Origin of the sequence: Prauserella rugosa (assembly GCF_000719975.1) — a bacterium.
GTDB lineage: Bacteria > Actinomycetota > Actinomycetes > Mycobacteriales > Pseudonocardiaceae > Prauserella > Prauserella rugosa.
This window is the reverse complement of sequence record NZ_JOIJ01000004.1, coordinates 194,936-210,837: the sequence shown is the minus strand read 5'-3', so window position 1 is coordinate 210,837 and position 15,902 is coordinate 194,936. Positions and strand designations below refer to the sequence as shown.

Annotated in this window: 11 protein-coding genes; 8 read left to right on the top strand and 3 right to left on the bottom strand. The window is 71.9% G+C overall.

The genetic code is table 11. From position 1 onward, the window contains the following. Positions 1 to 49: 49 nt before the first annotated feature. Both IF64_RS0107750 and IF64_RS0107745 read right to left on the bottom strand, forming a co-directional pair. Positions 50 to 2,893 carry an FAD-binding and (Fe-S)-binding domain-containing protein gene (locus IF64_RS0107750; protein ID WP_030531343.1) on the bottom strand — a complete coding sequence of 948 codons (2,844 nt, stop codon included), beginning with the start codon at positions 2,891 to 2,893 and terminating at the stop codon, positions 50 to 52. Between the two features lie 63 nt (positions 2,894 to 2,956). Further along, positions 2,957 to 4,237 carry a hydroxyacid-oxoacid transhydrogenase gene (locus IF64_RS0107745; protein ID WP_030531342.1) on the bottom strand — a complete coding sequence of 427 codons (1,281 nt, stop codon included), beginning with the start codon at positions 4,235 to 4,237 and terminating at the stop codon, positions 2,957 to 2,959. Positions 4,238 to 4,406: 169 nt separating this feature from the next. Here IF64_RS0107745 and IF64_RS0107740 point away from each other — a divergent pair, with 169 nt between their 5' ends. The 4 genes from IF64_RS0107740 to IF64_RS0107725 all read left to right on the top strand — a co-directional run bounded on the left by IF64_RS0107740 (position 4,407) and on the right by IF64_RS0107725 (position 10,349). Beyond that, on the top strand, positions 4,407 to 5,924 hold the full coding sequence (locus IF64_RS0107740; protein WP_084705719.1) for an MFS transporter: 1,518 nt from the start codon (positions 4,407 to 4,409) through the stop codon (positions 5,922 to 5,924). Positions 5,925 to 5,972: 48 nt separating this feature from the next. Next, entirely contained in the window at positions 5,973 to 7,172 is a 1,200-nt protein-coding gene (locus IF64_RS0107735; protein WP_030531340.1) for a cysteine desulfurase family protein, read from the top strand. Between the two features lie 4 nt (positions 7,173 to 7,176). Continuing rightward, on the top strand, positions 7,177 to 8,268 hold the full coding sequence (gene mnmA / locus IF64_RS0107730; protein ID WP_030531339.1) for a tRNA 2-thiouridine(34) synthase MnmA: 1,092 nt from the start codon (positions 7,177 to 7,179) through the stop codon (positions 8,266 to 8,268). Between the two features lie 491 nt (positions 8,269 to 8,759). Then, positions 8,760 to 10,349, top strand: coding sequence for an acyl-CoA synthetase (locus IF64_RS0107725; protein WP_030531338.1), 1,590 nt, complete (start codon positions 8,760 to 8,762; stop codon positions 10,347 to 10,349). Here IF64_RS0107725 and IF64_RS28195 read toward each other — a convergent pair. After that, positions 10,339 to 10,740, bottom strand: a complete 402-nt coding sequence (locus IF64_RS28195) for a helix-turn-helix domain-containing protein (protein ID WP_051757549.1) — start codon at positions 10,738 to 10,740, stop codon at positions 10,339 to 10,341. The two genes, IF64_RS0107725 and IF64_RS28195, sit on opposite strands and share 11 nt — an antisense overlap. A 354-nt stretch (positions 10,741 to 11,094) precedes the next feature. Between IF64_RS28195 and IF64_RS25295 the strand changes: the two genes are divergently transcribed. The 4 genes from IF64_RS25295 to ligA all read left to right on the top strand — a co-directional run bounded on the left by IF64_RS25295 (position 11,095) and on the right by ligA (position 15,811). Beyond that, entirely contained in the window at positions 11,095 to 11,694 is a 600-nt protein-coding gene (locus IF64_RS25295; RefSeq protein WP_246134856.1) for an alpha/beta fold hydrolase, read from the top strand. Between the two features lie 90 nt (positions 11,695 to 11,784). After that, positions 11,785 to 12,822 carry a uroporphyrinogen decarboxylase/cobalamine-independent methonine synthase family protein gene (locus IF64_RS0107710; RefSeq protein ID WP_030531336.1) on the top strand — a complete coding sequence of 346 codons (1,038 nt, stop codon included), beginning with the start codon at positions 11,785 to 11,787 and terminating at the stop codon, positions 12,820 to 12,822. 12 nt (positions 12,823 to 12,834) lie between these two features. Further along, positions 12,835 to 13,578, top strand: coding sequence for a hypothetical protein (locus tag IF64_RS0107705; protein ID WP_030531335.1), 744 nt, complete (start codon positions 12,835 to 12,837; stop codon positions 13,576 to 13,578). Between the two features lie 106 nt (positions 13,579 to 13,684). After that, on the top strand, positions 13,685 to 15,811 hold the full coding sequence (gene ligA / locus IF64_RS0107700) for an NAD-dependent DNA ligase LigA (protein WP_051757548.1): 2,127 nt from the start codon (positions 13,685 to 13,687) through the stop codon (positions 15,809 to 15,811). Positions 15,812 to 15,902 lie beyond the last annotated feature (91 nt).

The following is a 15,902-nucleotide window of genomic DNA, read 5'->3' as shown; positions in this document are numbered from 1 at the left end:
GGCTCACATTCGGTGTCGGGTCGCGGCCGGAGCAAGCGGAGTGTTCCGGTTACCGGGACGATCGGCCGAGCGCGCGGTCGAGCACCTCGGCGAGGTGCAGTGCTCTGCGGGAGGTGAGGTCCTCGATCTGGGTGCGGCAACTGAACCCGTCGGCCAGCACGAGGGTGTCCGGATCGGCACCCGTGACCTCCGGGACCAGGACGCGTTCGGCCGCAGCCACCGACACCTCGTAGTGCCCGGCCTCCATGCCGAAGTTGCCCGCCAGCCCGCAGCATCCGGAGTCCAGCGTGCGGTTCGCGATCCCCGCCCTGGCGAGGATTCGCTCGTCGGCCGCGTTTCCCACCACCGCGTGCTGATGGCAGTGCTGCTGGGTGATCGCCTGCGTGGGCGCCTCGGCACTCAGGTCGCCGAACTCGACGTCCGGGGCGTACCGCTCGAGGAACTCGGCCAGCGTCAGTGCCGTGATCTCGCCGATCTCGTCCGGCGGAAGCAGGTCGTGGATGTCGTGCCGCAGCACGGCCAGGCAGCTGGGTTCCAGTGCCACGATCGGCGTGCCGGTTGCGATCTCGGGCGCGAGCACCGACAGTGTCCTGCGCAGCACGCGCCTGGCGATGCCGAGCTGCCCGGTCGAGATCCACGTCAGTCCACAGCAGACCGACGAGCGCGGCAGCACCACGTCGAATCCGGCGTGGTCGAGTACGCGGGCCGCGGCGAGGCCGACCTCGGGGGAGAAGTGGTCGGTGAAGGTGTCCGGCCACAGCACCACCCGCGGCCGCGTGAACGTCCGCGGAATGCCCTCGGCGTGGGTGCGGAGCCGTTTGCGCAACGTGCGCCGCGCGAACCGGGGCAGTGAACGCTGCGGGGCGATCCCGCCTGCCCGGGCGAGAATTCCAGACAGGCGACGGGAACCCAGCACGGCGTTGGCCAGCCGTGGCATGCGTGCCGCGATGCGCGACCACAACGGCAGGAAACCGAGCGAGTAGTGCGGCGCCGGACGGGGGCGCCCGCGGTAGTGCTGGTGCAGGAACTCCGCCTTGTAGGAGGCCATGTCCACATTGACCGGACAGTCGGACAGACATCCCTTGCACGCCAGGCAGAGATCGAGGGCGTCGCGGACCTCGGTCGAGCGCCAGCCGTCCGGGACGGTCTCCCCGCGCATCATCTCCGAGAGCAGCCGCGCGCGGCCGCGCGTCGAGTGCTCCTCCTTGCCGGTCGCCATGTAACTCGGGCACATCACGCCGGTGGAGGTGTCGATGCACTTGCCGACCCCCACGCAGCGCCGCGCCGCGACGGCGAGTGAGCCACCGTCGTGCGGATAGCGCAGCGTCAGCGGCAACTCGCGCACGGGTCCGTCGAACCGCAGGTCCGCGTCCATCGCACGCGGGCGCACGAGCACGCCCGGGTTGAGCAGGTCGTCGGGATCCCACACGGCCTTGAAGGCCTCGAACAGCCGCAGGACCTCGGGCGAGTACATGCGGGGCAGGAGTTCGGCCCGTGCCTGCCCGTCGCCGTGCTCTCCGGACAGCGACCCGCCGTGCGCCACGACGAGGTCGCCCGCGTCCTCCATGAACGACCGGAACCGGGCTCGCCCCTGCGTGGTCTCGAGCTCGAAGTCGATCCGTACGTGCACGCAGCCCTCGCCGAAATGGCCGTACGGGATTCCGCGGAGTTCGTGTCGGGCGAGCAGCGCGCGGAACTCGCGCAGGTAGGCGCCGAGACGCTCCGGTGGCACGGCGGCGTCCTCCCAGCCGGGCCACGCCTCGGTGCTGCCCTCCGGAGTGGGGATGCGCGTGGCGATCCCCGAGGCCGCCTCGCGAATGGACCACAGCTGCTTCTGGTCGGAGGGATCGCCGGCGATCGACGTCGCCGCATCCGTGCGTTCGGCCAGCACCTCGGCCACGTGCTGGGCACGGGCGTGGGCGTCGGCCGCGTCGTCGCCACCGATCTCGATGAACAACCACCCGCCGCCGTCCGGCAGCCGGTCGAGCGCCGCAGGCCTGCGGCCGCGCACGAGCAGCGCATCGATCATGTCCGAACCCATGCCCTCGATGGTCAGCGGATCCAGGGGCAGCACGTGCGGCACCGCGTCGGCCGCGGCGACGTCGTCGGCATAACCGGCGACCACCAGCACGCGCACGGCAGGCGACGGCACGAGCCGCACGGTCGCCTCGGTGAGCAGGGCGCACGTGCCCTCGCTGCCCACGAGCGCACGCGCGACGTCGAACCCGTTCTCGGGCAGGAGCCGGTCGAGTGCGTACCCCGACACGCGGCGGGGCAACGCCGGAAAGCCCTGCCGGATCGTGGCCAGGTTCTCGTCGACGAGCCGCCGCAACGCGCGCGTGTAGGCGTTGTCGGGGGCGTCGCCGGGTCCCACCGTCATGGCGGTGCCGTCGGCGGTCAGGATGTCGAGTGCGACGACGTTGTGCGTCGTGCGGCCCCATGCGACCGAATGCGACCCACACGAGTCGTTGCCGATCATGCCGCCGAGCGTGCAGCGACTGTGCGTCGACGGATCGGGCCCGAACGTCAGCCCGTGCCGCCCCGCCTCCGCGCGCAGGTGGTCGAGCACGACGCCGGGCTGCACCCGTGCGGTCCGCGACTCCGGGTCGATGTCGAGGATGCGGTTCATGTACCGCGTGTGGTCGAGCACCACGCCCTCGCCGACCGCCTGGCCCGCGATGCTCGTGCCCGCCCCGCGCGCGGTGATCGGCACCCCGTGGTCCCGGCACACCCGCAGCACGGCCGTGAGGTCGTCGGCGCCGCGGGGGAACACCACGGCGCGCGGTACGTGCCGGTAGTTCGACGCGTCCATGCTGAACACGGCGCGCGCCGTCGGACCTGCCTCGACGTCACCGGTGACGGAGGCCCGCAGATCACTGACGAGATCGCTCACGGGGCCACCGTAGTAGAGGTCGTGCTGCCCGATGGACGACGGCCGGGCCCGGCGATCGGGGTGTCACCAGTTGCGGAGCGACTCGGTCAGGACCGCTTCGACGTCCTCGTCGCGCACCGTGCGCGGTGCGACCGCCAGCAGCCGCTGCTGTTGCATCGTGCCCTCGACGAGCGCGCCGACGTCGCTCTCGCCGTAGCCGACGCCGGACAGCCCGTTCGGGATCCCGATGTCGCGCATCAGCGACGTCAGCACGTGGGGCAGGCGTTCGCGGTCGTCGGTGACGGCCGCACTGCCCCGCGGGTCGAGGATCTCGGCCGCGCGCAGGTGTTTGGCCGGATCGGTGGGGAACGTGAACCGGAACGCGGCCGGCGCGGTCAACGACACGGACTCGCCGTGCGGTACGAGCGCGACGTCCTGCGGGTAGTTCGCAGGGCGGTACTCCCGCACCCGGCCCGCGATCGGATAGGCGCACGCGTGCGGCACGTGCACGCCCGCGTTGCCGAACCCCATGCCCGCGAACGTGGCCGCGAGCATCATGTCGGTGCGGGCGTCCAGATCGCCGCCGTTGAGTACCGCCTTGCGGAACGAACGGGCCAGCAACTGCAGCGCCTGCTCGGTCCACGCGTCGGAGATCGGGTTCGAGCCGTTGTACGCCACGCGGGTTTCCGGACTGTGCCGGGGGAAGGAGTGGAACGGCCGGGCCGTGTAGGACTCCAGCGCGTGACACAACACGTCCATCCCGCTGGCCGCGGTGACCTCCGGCGGCATGGACAGCGTCAGCAACGGGTCGATGACCGCGAGATCGGGCCGCAGGTACGCATGGCTGATGCCCGACTTGACCTGGTGGTCCAGGAAGTCCATGACACACACGGGGGTGGTCTCCGAGCCCGTGCCCGCGGTGGTCGGAACCGCGACGAGCGGCTTGAGCGGCCCCGGCGGTGCCTTGCCCTCCCCGAGGGGTTTGTTGACGTAGTCGTAGAGATCCGCGGGATGGGTCGTGAAGAGGTTGACGGCCTTGGCGGTGTCGATGGAGGAACCGCCGCCCACGCCGATGAAACCGTCCCACGTGGACTGGTTGGCGAAGTCGATCGCCTCGCGGATGCTCGCGTCGGTGGGTTCGACGTGCACGCGGTCGTAGACCTCGACGGTGAGACCGCCCGACTTCGCGGCGTCGGCGACCCGCTGGGGCAGACCGGTGGCTGCCACCGCGGGGTCGGTGACGATCAGCACCCGTTCGGCCCCGAGTTTCGCCAGGTCCCACCCGATCTCGTCGACGGCACCGGCGCCGAACTTCAACGGCGTGGCACCCCACGTGAACACGGTCTCGTTCAGGTACTCGGTCATCGGCGACCCCTCCAGCGCAGCATGTCGCGCCCCGTTGCGGACACGATCGAGCCTGGCATCCGCACGTAGTCGGGATCAACACCCGCCCGGTGGTGGTGACCGGCCGTCAGGGACGGAACGTGGGTTCGCGGCTGGACCTCCAGCGCACTCGAGGTTGCATCGTGACCGGATGACGACCACCACGCCGGATCCGTCCGGCTCACCGGCGGCCCGGCAGCCCGCGCGTCGTGTCCTGTTCGGCCGCGAACACCGCGGCACCACGTGCGGGCTACTGCTGATCGTGACGCTCATGGCGTTCGAGAACCTCGGGGTCGGCACCGCGATGCCGACCATGGTCGCCGATCTCGACGGCGGCGAGCTGTACTCGTGGCCGTTCACGGCGTTCCTCGTCGCCAGCGTCGTCGCGACGGTGCTCTCCGGCAGGCTGTGCGATCGCCGCGGTCCCGTTCCGTCGTTGCTGGCTGGGCCCGCGGTGTTCCTCGCCGGTCTCGTCGTCGCCGGGTGCGCTCCCGGGATGTCGGTGCTGCTGGTGGGCAGGGTCCTGCAGGGCCTCGGTACCGGCACGGTGCTGGTCGCGACGTCGCTGCTGGTCGCGCTCGTCTTCACCGACCGGCAACGTCCGGTGATCTACGCGGCCAACGCCGCCGCCTGGGTGCTGCCCGCCGTGCTGGGCCCGCCGATCGCCGGATTCGTCACCGGCACGGCCGGCTGGCGCTGGGTGTTCTTCGGGCTCGTGCCCCTGGTGCCGCTCGGAGTCCTGCTGCTGGTGCCGGTACTGCGCCGGTTCGGCCGCTACCGTCCGGCCACGTCGACCACGGAGCCGGCCGCGTCGGCCACGTCGGCCAGGGAGTCGGCCAGGGAGCCGGCCGCGTCGGCCGGGGAGCCGGCCAGGATCGCCGGTGTCCCCTCCGCCGCGCTCGCCGCGGCCGGGGTGGCGGCGCTGACGTGGGCGGCGCAGCATCCGTCGGCGACCGCGCTCGCCTACGGCGGTGCGGGGCTGCTCGCCGTCACGGTGGCGCTGCGGCGGCTGCTGCCGGCCGGAACCTTCGGCGCGGGCACCGGGCTGCCCGCCGTCGTCCGCAGCCGCGCCCTGCTCGCCGCCACGTTCGCCGGCATGCAGGCCTACCTCCCGCTGACGATGACCGCCGTGCACGGGTACTCGCCCGCGCTGGCCGGGATGCCGCTGACGGTCACGGCCATCAGCTGGTCGCTCGGATCGGCACTGCAGGGACGCTATCCGGACTGGGACCGGGGCCGGCTCGTGCGCACCGCGTTCGTGCTCGTGGCCGTCGGGATCGGCCTCTTCGGCTGCGCCGCCGTCCCCGGCTTCCCCGGATGGGTCGCGTTCGTGGCCTCCGCGGTCGGCGGCGCCGGCATGGGCCTCGGCGTCCCGTCGCTGCAGGTCCTCATGTTGCGCCACGTGCGCGAGTCCGAGCGCGGGTTCGCGAGCTCGGCGATGCAGCTCGGCGACTGGGTGGCCTCCGCGCTGGTCATCGGCTTCGGCGGGGTGCTGCTCGGCAGCATCGCCACGGCAGCCGACCCGGCCGCGGCGATCGTGGTGCTGGGGGCGAGTCTGGCTGCGGTCGCGGCGGCCGGCGGGCTGGCCGCAGGCGGGGTGCGCGGCCGGACGGGGCAGGACGCCGGGGGAGCGCGCGAGGCGAGCGCGCCGGGTGGGTACACCGGGTGAGCGAGGCCGCAGCGTTCGCCACAGGCAGCCGACTACCCTGGACAGGCGATGACGTACCTCGACCATGCGGCGACGACCCCCATGTCGCCGGCCGCGATTGCGGCGATGACAGACGCGATGTCCACGGTGGGCAACGCGTCGTCGCTGCATTCCTCCGGCCGGCGGGCGCGGCGCGTGGTGGAGGAGGCCAGGGAGGCGGTCGCCGAGGCCCTCGACGCGCGCCCGTCCGAGGTGATCTTCACCGGTGGCGGGACCGAGAGCGACAACCTCGCCGTCAAGGGCATCTACTGGGCGCGCAGGGACGCCGATGCACGTCGCCGCCGGATCCTCGTCAGCGCCGTCGAGCACCACGCAGTCCTGGACACCGTGACGTGGCTCGCCGACCACGAGGGCGCCGAGCTCACGTGGCTCGAGGTCGACGCGGCCGGCCGGGTGCACCCCGAGACGGTGCGCGCGGCCCTCGCCGAGGAACCCGGCGACGTGGCGCTCGCGACCGTCATGTGGGCCAACAACGAGGTCGGCACGGTCAACCCGGTCGCCGACATCGCCGCCGTCTGCGCCGAGTACGACGTGCCGCTGCACACCGACGCCGTGCAGGCCGTGGGCGGTGTCGACGTCGGCTTCGCCGCCAGCGGCGCCCAGGCGCTCACCGTGACCGGGCACAAGATCGGCGGTCCGTACGGCGTGGGTGCGCTGCTGCTCGACCGGTCGGCGTCCTGCCTGCCGCTGTTGCACGGCGGCGGTCAGGAGCGCGAGGTGCGCTCGGGCACCCTCGACGTGCCCGGGATCCATGCGTTCGCCACGGCCGTCAGCGCGGCCGTCGAACACCGCAGGGACAGCGCCGACCACGTGACGAAACTGCGCGACGACCTCATCGCCGCCGTGCGCGCCGAGGTGCCGGACGCGGTGCTGAACGGCCTGCCTGCCGAGTCGCCGGACCGGCTGCCCGGCATCGCGCACTTCACGTTCCCCGGGTGTGCGGGCGACAGCCTGTTGATGCTGCTCGACGCCAAGGGCATCGAATGCTCCACCGGCTCGGCGTGCACCGCGGGCGTCGCCGAGCCCAGCCACGTGCTCACCGCCATGGGAGCCGACGCCACGGCCGCCCGCGGATCGCTGCGGTTCTCACTGGGCCACACATCCACGCGCGACGACGTCGACGCCCTCGCCCGCGAACTCAGGGGCGTCGTCGACCGCGCACGTCAGGCCGGACTCTCCGGCATGCGCAAGCAGAAGCAGGAGGCATGAGCCGATGCGCGTACTGGCCGCGATGAGCGGGGGTGTGGACTCGGCGGTGGCGGCCGCGCGTGCGGTCGAGGCCGGACACGACGTGACGGGCGTGCACCTGGCGTTGTCCGCCAAGCCCGGCACGTTGCGCACGGGCGCGCGCGGATGCTGCACGATCGAGGACTCGCGGGACGCGCGGCGTGCCGCCGACATCCTCGGCATCCCGTTCTACGTCTGGGACTTCGCGGAGCGGTTCACCGAGGAGGTCGTCGAGACGTTCGTCGGGGAGTACGCCGCGGGCCGTACCCCCAATCCGTGCGTGACGTGCAACGAGAAGATCAAGTTCGAGGCGTTGCTGGAGAAGGCGATCGCCCTCGGCTTCGACGCCGTCTGCACCGGTCACTACGCACGGCTGTCCGTTGTGGATGGTGTGCCGGAGTTGCGGCGCAGCGCCGACGAGAGCAAGGACCAGTCGTACGTGCTCGCCTCGTTGACACCCGAGCAGCTGCGGCACGCGATGTTCCCCCTGGGCGGTTCGCGCAAGCCGGACGTACGCGCCGAGGCCGCCGAGCGCGGGCTCGCCGTCGCCGAGAAGCCCGACAGCCACGACATCTGCTTCATCCCCGACGGCGACACGAAGAAGTTCCTCGAATCGCGCCTCGGCGAGCGTCCCGGTGACCTCGTCGACGCGGAGACCGGCGCCGTGCTCGGCAAGCACACGGGTGTGCACGGGTTCACGGTCGGTCAGCGCAAGGGCCTCGGTATCGACGCGCCCGCGCCCGACGGCAGGCCGCGGTACGTGCTCTCGCTCGAGCCGGTGTCGGGAACGGTGAAGGTCGGTTCCTCGGACGAGCTGGCCGTCTCGCGCATCGACGCCGACCGCGCGATCTGGCCGTCGCAGCGTCCGCTCGACGGTCCCACCGAGTGCGTCGTGCAGGTGCGTGCGCACGGCGGCATGGCACCTGCCGTCGCGGAGGCCGACGGCGACGAGGTGCGGATGTCGCTGCGCGAGCCGCTCACCGGCGTGGCCCCCGGCCAGGTCGCGGTGCTCTACCGGCCCGACGCCGACGAGGGCGACGTCGTCCTCGGCAGCGCCAAGATCGCCGCCACGGCATAAACCCGCCAAAGCCCGTGTTGCGTCCTCGGGCGCGCGTGTTGCGCATTCCGGGGCCCGTGTTGCGTTCTGGGGTGCGCGTGTTGCGTCGTCGGGGTGCCGTGTTGCGTTTCCCGGCGGTCGCGTTGCACCTCCCGGGTCTCCGTCGCGGCGTCGGGACGTCATGGAGTCGTCTCCGGAACTGATGATGCGGACCGAGTCCGCTGCACCGCGCTGTCCCGCATCGACAACACGGAGTCCTCGGGACGCAACACGCGCCCCCTGATCCGCAACACGGGCTCCTCAGGGCGCAACACGCGCCCGCGGATCCGCAACACGGGCTCCCGAGGGCGCAACACGGGCTCCCCAAGGCGCAACACGGGCTCTCGGGGCGACACGGCGTTGAAGGTGTTGCGGGCGTGGGGCAGGATCGCCGTACGGCGCGAGCGGCGCCGCGAGTACGGAGGAGTTCGAAGATGAACGCAGCATCCGCAGTCGGCACGTCGGGCGCCGCAGTGAGCACCATCCGGTCCAGCACCATCGCGGACATCCCGCGGCGCAGCGCGTCACGCACCCCCGGCCGCGTCGCCGTGCGGTTCGCCGACCGCACGTGGACCTACGCCGAGCTGGACGCCGCCGTCACCCGCGCCGCCGCGCACCTGCTCTCCCTCGGCCTGCGCTCCGGCGACCGGGTTGCCGCCTACGGCAAGAACTCCGACGCCTTCCTCATCGGATTCCTCGCCTGCGCCCGCGCCGGCCTCGTACACGTGCCGGTCAACTACAACCTGACCGGCGACGAACTCGCCTACCTGGTCACGCAGTCGGGCAGCCGGACGGTGCTCGCCGACCCGGCGTTGCGCTCCCACCTCGACGAGCTCGACCTCGACGTCGAACGCATCGTCGCGCTGCGGGACGCCGACGACTCGCTGCTGGCCGCCGCGACCACCGGCGAGGTCCCCGAGCTCGACGTGCAGGTCGCCGACACCGACCTGGCGCAGCTGCTGTACACCTCGGGTACGACGTCGCGGCCGAAGGGCGCGATGATGACGCACCGCGCGCTCGTGCACGAGTACCTGTCGTGCATCGTGGACCTGGACCTCGCCGCGGACGACGAACCGCTGCACGTCATGCCGCTGTACCACTCGGCCCAGATGCACGTGTTCCTGTTGCCGTGGCTGGCTGTGGGCGCCACGAACACGATCGTCGAGACGCCCGATCCCACCGACATCCTGCGGCGCATGGCCGACGACCGGCACGGCGCGTTCTTCGCAGCGCCGACGCTGTGGGTCGCGCTGGCCAACCACGCGGACTTCGGCACCCGAGACCTGTCGGCGCTGCGCAAGGCCTACTACGGCGCTTCGATCATGCCGGGGCCGATCCTGGAACGCCTGCGGACCACGCTGCCGGATCTGCGGTTCTACAACTGTTTCGGGCAGTCGGAGATCGGTCCGCTGGCGTGCGTCCTGCGCCCCGAGGACCACGACACGCGACCGGACTCGGCCGGCCGGCCCGCCCTGTTCGTCGAGGCGCGCGTCGTGGACGCCGACGGCAACGACGTCCCGCCCGGCGGTGAGGGCGAGATCGTCTACCGCTCGCCGCAGCTGTGCCTGGGGTACTGGGACAAGCCGGAGGAGACGGCGGAGGCGTTCGGCGGGGACGCCACGGACGCCACGGACACCACCGACTCCACGGACGTCACGGACGGCCGGGGTGCCGCCGGCGGCTGGTTCCATTCCGGAGACCTGGTGCGCGTGGACGAGGAGGGCTACATCTTCGTCGTGGACCGCATCAAGGACGTCATCAACACCGGCGGGGTCATGGTGGCCTCCCGGGAGGTCGAGGACGCGCTCTACACCCACCCCGCGGTCGGTGAGGTGGCCGTGGTGGGACTTCCCGACGAGAAGTGGATCGAGGCCATCACGGCCGTCGTGGTGCCCAAGGACGGGGCGGGCGGCGCACCGGCGGAGGCCGACCTCACCCAGTGGGTCAAGGAGCGGTTGGCGCCGTTCAAGGTTCCGAAGACGGTGCGCTTCGTCGAGGACCTGCCGCGCAACGCCTCCGGCAAGATCCTCAAGCGCGAGCTGCGCGACCGCTTCAGCGGGTAGGTGCGGGGACGAGCGCCAGCAGCGTCTCGGCCAGACGTGCAGCCAACTCGTCGGTGCCGGCCGCGGTGTCGGCGAGCACGACGCGGTGAAGGGTGACCTCGGCGGTCTGCACCAGCAGTGCTGCCGTGCGGTGCGCCTGCTCACGGGCACCACCGGGGTCGGCGTCGCCCGTACCGGCCGGCGCGACGCCGCACCGGTGTACGTGTGCGGCGAGGGCGGCGGTGGCCTCGGCGTGGTACAGCGTGCCGATGGAGAACCCGGCCCGTTCGGCGATGCGGTTGGTCGTGGCCGCCATGCCCTCGCGCTCGAAAACCTGAGCAGCCGCTTCGAGCACGGTGTCGACCGTGGCGCGGGATCGCTGCTGGCGCGGGCGTTTTCGGGGTGTGTCCATGACGGTCCCAATGCGAGTTGTCCGCACCGCGAACGGGAGCTGGGATGGGCGTATGCACGAAGCCTACCGACGTTTCCTTCCGTGCGAGCTGCGCGTGGAGCCGCCTCCGCAGCGGGTGTCGACGTGGTGGCGGTGGCGGCGCGGGACCGACGTGCACGTCGAACGGGTCGGCGACCCCGACGCGTCCGTGCGGGCGATCGCCTTCCACGGCGCGGGCGGACACGCGGCGTTGCTGTGGCCCTACGCGGCTCTCGCGGCCCGTTCGGGCGTCCACGTCGTGGTGCCCGATCTTCCCGGCTACGGGCGCACGCGCGTCGCCGACCGGTCGGCGATCCGCTATCCCGACTGGGTTGCGTGGCCCGCGACCTCGTGCTCGCCGAGCGCGCCCACCACGACGGTCCACTGTGGTTGCTCGGGGCCAGTGTGGGCGGGATGCTCGCCTACGAGGCGGCCACGCGCACCGGTGCCGTCGACCGGCTGATCGCGACGTGTCTGCTCGATCCGCGAGACGCCGAAGCGCGGGTCGTGGCCGCCCGTTTCCCGTGGATGGGCCGGTGGTCGCGGCAGGTCCTGCGGCTCGCCGCAGGACCTGCCGCCGGGGTGTGTGTCCCGTTGCCGTGGTTGACGAACATGCGCGCCATCGCCAACGACCCCGCACTGACCGATCTGGTCGTCCGCGACCGCCGCGGGGGAGGGAACCGCATGCCGCTCGGGTTCTTCCGTAGCTTCTTCGAATCCGCACCGGCCGTCGAACCCGAGGACGCGACGCACCCGCCCGTGATGCTGGCCCACCCGGCCGACGACCGGTGGACGCCCGCCGAGGTGAGTCTGCGGTTCTTCGACCGGATCGCCGCGCCGAAGGAGTACGTGCCGCTCGAGGGCGCGGGACACTTCCCCGTCGAATCGCCGGGGGCGCAGCGGTTCGCCGACCTGCTGACCCCGCCGAGCCCGTAGCGGCGACGCAGCGGCGGCCGTTCGAGCGGGCCGGCGCGACGTGCGGGGCGAGGGCACACGAGCGCGGGGCGATGGGAAACAATCGGGAGCGTGACTGAGCGAGCATGGCCGTACGGCATGGCCACGGGCATCGGCTCGATGCCGGGCACCGACATCGCGGAGGCCGCCGCGATCGTCTTCGGCGAGCTGCCCGACCTGCCGTACCTTCCCGAGTTGCCCGCGCGCGGCGTCGGCGCCGACCTGCTGGGCAGGTCAGCGGGTCTGCTTGTCGACATCGCCGTGGACGTCGTGCCGACCGGATACCGCATTGCACCGCGGCCCGGACACCACCACCGGCGTGCGGTCGACCTGATGCGCTGGGACATCGACGCGGTCACCGACGCCGCCGAGCACGCGGGCGGTGCGCCGTGGGCGGTCAAGACGCAGGTCGCCGGGCCCTGGACGTTCGCGGCGGGGATCGAACTGGCCCGTGGCCACCGCGTGCTCACCGACCACGGCGCGACCAAGGACGTCGTCGAGTCGCTGCTCGAAGGACTGGCCGCGCACGTGGCCGAGCTGGCCGAGCGCACCGGGTCGGGCGTCGTCGTGCAGTTCGACGAACCGCTGCTTCCCGACGTACTGGCCGGCGCACTGCCCACGGCGTCGGGCTACGGAACGGTCGGTGCGGTGCCCGAACCGGAGGCGCGCGAGCTGCTGCGCAGGGCGATCGACAGGGCGCGGGAGCTGACCGGCAACCCCGTGCTCGTGCACACGTGCGCCCGCCGTCCACCCGTGGCGCTGCTGCGCGCCGCAGGCGCCGACGCGATCGCGCTCGATGCGACGCTGCTGGCCGGGGCGCCGGGCGCGCTTCTCGACGAGATCGGCGAGGCCTGGGACGCGGGCGTCCGGCTCGGCATGGGCCTGGTTCCTGGGCAGCCGCCCGAGGTGCGGCCCGGGCTCGACGAGGTGGCACGGCCTGCGCTCGACCTGGTCGACCGGCTGGGCTTTCCGCGCTCGATCCTGGTCGAACGCGCCTTCGTGACGCCCACGTGCGGACTGGCCGGTGCGACCGGGGACTGGCTGCGCAGGGCACTGTCGTTGACCCGCGACGTCGGCAAGGCGTTCGTCGAACCGCCCGAGCGGTGGTAGGAAGGCACGATCATGGGGTGGTTTCGCAGGAAACGACGCGTCGAGGCGACCGACGGCTCCGACGGCGCCAGGGCCGAGGCGCCCGATCCCCGGACGCCGTGGCCCGAGCAGCACGTGCCCGACGATCCGCACGCGGCTGCCGCCGAGTTCTGGCGGACGTGGGCCGAACTGCTGCCGCACCTGAGTGCGGCGCTGGGGGAGGGCGACACCGAACGCGCCGAGAACCTGCTGGTCGAACCGGTCGCCGCCGTCCACCCCGGCCTGCAGTTCAGTGTGGACCGAGGTGGGACGGCGATCTACGCGCTGGTCGTCAGCGGCAGGGAGGACCCCGAACTGCGGCCCTACACCGACGCGTGGAAGGCCGCGGCACCGCCGGACGACGCGATCTGGGAGTACCACGACTCGGTGCCGCCCGTGCCCGATCCGGCCGGGGTGGCGGTGAACTTCGCGGGCAGGCGTTTCGAGCTGGGTGAGGTGCGGATCGTGGCCCAGGTCGACGACTCCGACGGCGTGGTGGACGTGGCGGTGCACCACCCGCTGTTCGACGAGGTCGACGACACGGTGCGGCGCACGATGACCTTCCTGCCGCTCGACGTCACCCTCGGGGAGCGGCTCGCGGCCGAACGGCTGGGGCGGGTGGAGACGGCCGTCGCCCCGCCGTCGAACACGCTGACGCTGGTCGAGTTCCGCGACCTGGTGCGGCGCCTCGCCGGGGAGGCGGATCCGGGTGGGCCCGAGTCGGACGCCTCGTCCTGAACCCCTGAGCCCTTGAGCCCTTGAGCCCTGAACCCCTGAGTCTCGGTCCCTCACGCATCGGAGTGGGTCGGCGGAATGTCGGTGCCCCTGACTACTCTCAGCAGGCGTGAGCACTGAGGACCTGTCGGGCGGCCACGTGGCCGAGGACATCAAGGACGTGCCCGGTGACGTGCGGGAACGGCACGCCGCGCTGACCGAGGAGATCAAGGGCCACCAGTTCCGCTACTACGTGCTGGACTCGCCGACCATCACGGACGGAGAGTTCGACACGCTGCTGCGCGAGCTGGAGGAACTGGAGCGCGACTACCCCGGGCTGGCGACGCCGGACTCGCCCACCCAGAAGGTCGGCGGCACCTTCTCCACCGAGTTCGTGGCCCACGACCACCTCGAGCGCATGCTCAGCCTCGACAACGCCTTCGACGTCGACGAGCTGCGCGCGTGGGTGGACCGGGTCGAGAAGGAGATCGGCGGCCGGGCCAGGTACCTGTGCGAGCTCAAGATCGACGGGCTCGCGGTGAACCTGCTCTACGAGGACGGCAAGCTCACGCGCGCGCTCACCCGCGGTGACGGGCGCACGGGCGAAGACGTCACGCTCAACGTGCGCACGATGGAGGACGTGCCCGAGCGGCTCACCGGCACCGACGAGTTCCCGGTCCCGCGGCTGGTGGAGGTGCGCGGCGAGATCTACTTCCGGGTCGAGGAGTTCGCCGAGCTCAACGCCGGGCTGGTCGACGCGGGCAAGCCGCCGTTCGCCAACCCGCGCAACGCCGCGGCGGGGTCGCTGCGGCAGAAGGACCCGAAGGTCACGCGTTCGCGTCCGCTGCGGCTCATCTGCCACGGTCTCGGCAAACGGGAGGGATTCGAGCCGGGACGCCAGTCGGAGGCCTACGACGCGCTCGCCGCGTGGGGGCTGCCCGTGTCGCGCTACAGCACGACGATCGACACGGCAGAGGGCCTGGTCGAGCACATCGAGTACTGGGGCGAGCACCGCCACGACGCCGAGCACGAGATCGACGGTGTGGTGGTGAAGGTCGACGACGTCGCGCAGCAGCGCAGGCTCGGCGCCACGGCACGTGCGCCCCGGTGGGCGATCGCCTACAAGTATCCGCCGGAGGAGGCCACGACCCGTCTGCAGGACATTCGCGTCAACGTCGGCCGCACCGGCAGGGTCACGCCGTACGCGGTGATGGAGCCGGTGAAGGTCGCGGGCTCGACGGTCGCGATGGCCACCCTGCACAACGCCGAGGAGGTCGAGCGCAAGGGCGTGCTCATCGGCGATCGCGTCGTGATCCGCAAGGCGGGTGACGTGATCCCCGAGGTGCTCGGTCCGGTCGTCGACGTGCGCACCGGCGACGAGCGCGCGTTCGTCATGCCGAGTCACTGTCCCGAGTGCGGGACCCTGCTGGCCTACCAGAAGGAGGGCGACGTCGACATCCGTTGCCCGAACGCGCGGACCTGCCCCGCGCAGCTGCGCGAGCGGCTGTTCCATCTCGCCGGTCGCGGCGCCTTCGACATCGAGGTGCTGGGCTACGAGGCGGCCGCGGCACTGCTGGAGTCCGGAGTGGTCACCGACGAGGGCGACGTGTTCGACCTCGACGAGGAGAAACTGCTCCAGGTCGACCTGTTCGTCACGAAGGCAGGGGAGCTGTCGGCCAACGGCAGGCGCCTGCTGGCCAATCTCGACGCGGCCAAGGATCGTCCACTGTGGAAGGTCCTGGTGGGGTTGTCGATCCGGCACGTCGGCCCGACGGCGGCGCAGGCGCTGGCGCGCGAGTTCGGCTCCATCGAGCGGATCGACGCGGTCAGCGAGGAGGAACTGGCCGACGTCGACGGGGTCGGGCCGACCATCGCCAGGGCCGTGCGGGAATGGTTTGCCGTCGACTGGCACCGGCAGATCGTCGACAAGTGGCGTGCCGCGGGGGTGCGGATGGAGGACGAACGCGACACCTCCATCCCGCGCAACCTCGAAGGACTGTCCATCGTGGTCACCGGATCGCTCGAGAGCTACTCGCGCGACGAGGCCAAGGAAGCGATCATGGCCAGGGGCGGGAAGGCCGCCGGGTCGGTGTCGAAGAAGACCGCGTTCGTGGTGGTCGGCGACGCGCCGGGGTCGAAGTACGACAAGGCGGTGCAGCTCAAGGTGCCGGTCCTCGACGAGAACGGACTCACGGTGCTGCTCGAACAGGGCGCCGAGGCGGCGCGCGAGATCGCCGAGGTCGCGGGCGATGAGTGACATCCGGGTCCGGCCTGCGGTGCCTGGTTATCCGGCCAACGGTGGTTATCCTGGGTGTATGGAACAAGCCACACCGCGTTCTCGCAGCCTC